Annotated in this window: 4 protein-coding genes; all 4 read left to right on the top strand. The window is 48.0% G+C overall.

What is annotated here, in order from left to right:
• Positions 1-636, top strand: a 636-nt coding sequence (locus ACMWKK_RS25590; RefSeq protein ID WP_406542958.1) for a tyrosine-type recombinase/integrase, incomplete at its 5' end; no start/stop codon positions are given.
• Complete coding sequence (locus tag ACMWKK_RS25585) at positions 623-2,389, top strand: hypothetical protein (protein ID WP_007897920.1); 1,767 nt, start codon at positions 623-625, stop codon at positions 2,387-2,389. The genes ACMWKK_RS25590 and ACMWKK_RS25585, both read left to right, overlap by 14 nt.
• Positions 2,377-4,494 (top strand): hypothetical protein, encoded by a 2,118-nt coding sequence (locus ACMWKK_RS25580; RefSeq protein ID WP_017384059.1) that lies wholly within the window; start codon positions 2,377-2,379, stop codon positions 4,492-4,494. The genes ACMWKK_RS25585 and ACMWKK_RS25580 overlap by 13 nt, the downstream gene beginning before the upstream one ends.
• 3 nt (positions 4,495-4,497) lie before the next feature.
• Positions 4,498-4,926 (top strand): hypothetical protein, encoded by a 429-nt coding sequence (locus ACMWKK_RS25575; protein ID WP_017384060.1) that lies wholly within the window; start codon positions 4,498-4,500, stop codon positions 4,924-4,926.
• The last annotated feature ends 148 nt before the right edge of the window (positions 4,927-5,074 follow it).

Raw genomic sequence — 5,074 nt, 5'->3', positions numbered from 1 at the left:
AAAAATTGTGGGCTACGGCTGGATGAAATGCTGACCCTGCCGTCGTCACTCTTTACTGAAGAGTACCTTGCCAGTGTCCCTGTATCTGAGTTGACCATCAGGGGGCTTCATATTGGTCCGAAATGCGGAGTTCATACGAAGTTTGGGATGACGCGAGAACTCTTCATCACCAGACGATTGTACGAGCAGGTTCTGGATTATCTGGCGGATGAGGAGTATGAAAAGAAGATCCAAAAATGGCGTGCACGACAGGGTGGGGAAGGGCGGCACGAGCCTTTATTTTTAATGGCAAACGGGAAACGGATGTCTGAAAAAGCCTTTTACTCCCGCTGGTACAGTTTTCGCCATCGCCTGGCCCGGTCTGCTCCGGGAAATGTGTTCAGACATAAACCCCATGATTTGCGGGCAACGTTTGCGACCCATTTTTTACGCTCGGCACTGAGTTGCTATCCCGATCAGGCCGCAAATGCGCTGGGTACAGTAAAATACTGGATGGGCCATAAAAGCGAAAATACGACGATGAAATACATCGTCTTTCTTCAGCAAAACCAGATTTCTGATGCAGTCGCCGGGGTCATGGACGCATTGATTGACGGTGCTGCAGGTCGCGATGGAGCCATATATGAGCCGGAGTGAAACGCAGATAACGTGGATGGCCGAAAATGTGCTGTCATGGGAGACGGTCAGCGGACACATCACTCAGCGGGATCTGAACCGATATTATTTACTTGACGTTTATCTTCAGGCTCATTTTTCAGATTATGTGTTGCTCCCCGGATGGTTTAGTGAACATTCGCATCTTGCCCGCCCTGAAAAACGCGATTTTATTGCCTCTCTGAAACGATTTCTTCTGTCTTACCGTCCCGCCGGAAGGTTAACCATTTTCCGTTATCTCAATATGTTTTTTATATGGCAGTCAGTCAATCAGTATGACTATGGCACGGCTGAAGGCGTTGAAATGTATATTAAACATCTCATGAACGATATTCGTCGGCGAAAAATTTCAGTCAGGATGGCAAGACACTACTTGTCCGTGGTCAACCGGTTTTTGCTTACGGGCGGGCAGATTCAGAGGCGGTATGAATATGAATTCTTACCGAAAGGAACGTATCAGCAGCAGGGAAGGGATAGCTATACCAGGAATGAACTTTCCGAGATCCTGAGGCAGTTGTCATCCATGAATGAGTTCCTTGCGGGATGTATCCGGGAGCATATCGCTAAATCGGAAAAAGGGGTGCGGCATTTCTCACCGTCTTTGCTGGCACCTGTTTATGAAGCGTATTTCCGGTATCCGGGAGAGAACGGGGTCAGCAGGGCAGAGATCATCATCAGGGACGTTCTGGAAAATTACTTTCTTACTTCTTTTTTTCTGTTCTGTTACCACACATGGGGAAACACCTCTCAGGTTCTGGGTCTGACGCGGGATGATATACATCTGGATGAAAAGGGTATCAGCACTGATTATGTTTATAAGGGGAGAGCGAATAAGTATATACGTCTGACGATAGGTAAATCGGAGTATGTGACCAAACGTGCGGGCTATTACTGGTTTCTGTCTTTTATCAGGCTCAGGGACGACATCGTTAACTATCTGGTTTCCGCAGATAACTTCCCTCCGGTACAGGCGCTGTTTCTGAGTGAGCCGCAGGTGAAATTCCGTAAGCTTTATTCTCTTAATCCCAGTCATCTGACTAAATTTTCTAACTCTGAGGGGGCGTGGGCCACGATGCGGCAGCTTAATCCCTCGCTTCCATCAATTACCGTTTCTGGCTTGCGCAAAACGTCTGAGCAGTATACGGACAGAACATTAAAGAATGGTCTGATTACGGCGGAAAAAGCACAGCATAACTGGGGCACTTACAGGCGGAATTATGCTGCAGGTAACCCACAGGGGGCGAAGGAAAACTTCAGTGCTGCACTTGATACGCTTATGAATCAGGGGATTGCGACACGTGCGTTATCCGAGCGGGTAAAAGTTGCTGATGAGCTGGGGATCGATCTGCGTGGAAGCGATGAGGGTGTGGATCTTTTATTGAATGGCCTGGGATGTCGATCGCAGGAGCCGCCTACAGATATTGAATTGCGCTTTATAAAAAAGCAAAAACGATTTGGCCGGACACCAAAGGCTTGTGCGGATTTTTCTCATTGTGTCGAATGTTCAAAAAGTTGCGTTGTGGAAACGCTGGAGTCTGTATGGCTCCTGCTGTCATTCAGGCATGCTATCGAGTATGGAAAACCGTTGTACATCGGTTCGGTCAATGCTGTGGAGCGTTATGAAACGTTACTCCTGAAGATTGATTTACGGCTTGGGCTGGTAGATGAGGCGACCCTGAAAAAAGCGCGCGTTAAACTTCAGCGAGAAGGTGTGGCTCCGGTATGGCAGATTTGAAGAAAAAAGAGGTAAGCCGTAGTCGAATGGCGGAGTTTCCTGCCGGAACGCCGCTTCGTTCAGGGGATGAGTTTCCGACTGAGGATATCATCTGTGAGGCACTAGAAAACAAAAGCTTTGAACGTCTGAATAACTGCCTGGTTATCGCCAGCTCAGATGAACATGATATGCGTTTTATCAATGAGGAGACGCTGAATATTTATTTCAGGGATGATGTCTGGACCAATCGCTATGTCAGAACCCATATTGGTGAAACGTTAAGAACCGTTAATTTTTCAGGCATACGGGATCCTGAACTGCGTCTTGAAGCCAAAATCATCTCAGCCAGCCTGCTCTGGATTGTCGGCAGGACCGCGAAGACGCAGTCACTGATCCGGAAATGTGCAAACATTGTGGCGGGAGCCCGTATTATTGAGTCTATGGGGTATCGCAGTCTGTTTCAGCTTCGTTTTCCGCTTGTCCGGAATGCTTTCATTGTAAAGATGAAGGAGGAGGATGAGCACGGCAGGAAGCGTTCTGAAAGAACATTACGTAATTACTTTATGGACCTGGCGGATATCTCGCTGACAGGTCATACCCGTCTTCGAAAATACGGTTACTTTCCTGATATTAGCTTCGACAGTTACAACAGTGTGGATGATTCAAACCAGACATATTGTATGCCTTTCAGTCTTATGATGTCTGTCTGGGAAGGGCTGATTACTGAACTGGATGCTGAAATCAGTGATTTCGATTTTGACGGGTTTTCCCGGCTGTGCGCTATCATAAACGGTTTTTATGATTCGCCTTACTATACGTCGATGCTGGAAGCCCGTAAAAGAGGGACAGCAAAAAGCATACCGGATTACCGGGCCGCGTATTACTACAATATTGTTGCCGGGGAAATTCGGGCGCTTTTCGCGACACTTGGCCCCGGGATGCAGGGCTGGTTCTCGGTACATAAAAATAAGCGCTGGAGATCTGATTTTATTGGCGTTGATCACATAAAGCTGAACACCTGGCATTTTGAGCTGACGTTAAAAGTCATGAATGTGATACAGGCCATGTCGGGGATGAGACACAGCGAAGTGCTTGGCGTGATGCACGGTTCACTGATTTATGATGGTGATATCCTGGGACTTCGTTCGGTGTTGCATAAGTTCGCCCCGGAAGGTGGAAGTCACGAAGACTGGGTTGTTTGTCGCTATGTGGAAAAGCCTTTTCAGCATTTACGCAGAATTAATCAAATCATGACAGGCCTGGACGGGAAGACGCTGGACAATGTTCCATTGTCTTTAAATATCAGGTCGTGGTTCTCGGAGCAAAAACTCTCTTTTATGGGGACGCAGCGCCAGACTGAGTGGGCAAAGAAATTTGTGAAAAGACACCATCTGTTCATCCGACGTGACCATATTGATGAGTTCAGGCTTTTAAATCCAAACATACGTGATGATGAACGCGTTGCGATGGAGATTCGGGAGGGGGCTTTCTGGCCATTGCGAACCCATCAGTTTCGCCGTTCACTTGCTGTACACCTCAGGCGTCTTGATCTGATTTCTACTAATGATCTTATCCGGCAGTTTAAGCACTTAATCAGAGGCATGACGGAGTGGTATATGTCCGGTGCACTCAACGCTTCGCATTTTAGCCGGGCGATCCCTCAGGCATTCGCTGCCGAGATTGAAAGGGTTGATACCGAACTCTCAGCTTCCAGGGCTGTTTCTTATCAGCATGAAGGCCTGCTTTATGGCGAAGGCGGGAAGTTACTGATGTCCCAGAGAGGTGGGCACTTACATCAGATGACGTTTCCTACACTGAAAAAAGCGATGAGCATGGCTAAACGAGGCGGGCAAAAACTGGTATCTCTTGGAAACGGTTTTTATTGCATGAATGGCCATGACTGCGAGTTTAAGGCGGTTGTTCAGTCAGCGTCCTGCAATCCGGGATGTGAGAACATGCTGGCCGGAGCTGATTCTGTTCCCGTGTGGAAACGCAGGATGGCTCATTATGACAACCTTCTGGAGATTGCCGTGCGAAATAATGCTCCTCAGGCTGACAGGGATTTTCTGATGCTTGAGAGAGATTTTTATGCAGATGCTGTCCGCTTTTTTGAAAAGGATGAATAGAGCATGACGAACGAACAGTCGGGGGTTAAAAAAACACAGGCAAGAGCAGAGCAGGCCCTGAGGGAACTGATGTTATCAGGGGAGCGTATCAGCCAGTATGCTGTGGAAAAACGAGCGGGGCTGGCAAACGGCACCCTGAATTATAACTGTCCTGAGTACAGGCAGGTCAGGGAGGCTATCCGCAGTCTGAAAAAAACGTGCCAGGGCACCGCGCCGGTTGATGAGCAGGGCATTGAGCAGCAGATCAAGCTGAAAGAAAAGTATCGCCGTCAGAGAAATGAGCTGAGGGAAGAAATCAAAAAGATGATGGCTGAAAATGTAGAGCTGTTACATAACCTTATACTTTTACAGCAGTATGTCAGGGAGCTTGAACGCAACACCGGGAGGGAGAAAGGGGACGTCATTCCGTTCTCGGGTGGTGTCAGGGACTGAGGCTATACTGAACGGAAGGACGCGAGGTGAATCGCCACGCGTTTAACAGACACCTCAGAGTCATTTAAGATGACTTAAAGAGAGGTGCCCATGAGCGGTAAGCGTTATCCTGAAGAGTTTAAAACTGAAGCAGTCAAACAGGTTGTTG

Origin of the sequence: Enterobacter sp. 01-M-03-SI-ECC (assembly GCF_047530215.1) — a bacterium.
Lineage (GTDB): Bacteria > Pseudomonadota > Gammaproteobacteria > Enterobacterales > Enterobacteriaceae > Enterobacter > Enterobacter chengduensis.
Note: the sequence above shows the minus strand (reverse complement) of the source record. Positions and strands in the feature narration are given on the sequence as shown.

What these genes read in the sequence shown, in the direction of transcription:
- ACMWKK_RS25585 (WP_007897920.1), top strand. Translation starts at nt 623, where the DNA reads ATGAGCCGGAGTGAAACGCAGATAACGTGGATGGCCGAAAATGTGCTG.
- ACMWKK_RS25580 (WP_017384059.1), top strand. Translation starts at nt 2,377, where the DNA reads ATGGCAGATTTGAAGAAAAAAGAGGTAAGCCGTAGTCGAATGGCGGAG.
- ACMWKK_RS25575 (WP_017384060.1), top strand. Translation starts at nt 4,498, where the DNA reads ATGACGAACGAACAGTCGGGGGTTAAAAAAACACAGGCAAGAGCAGAG.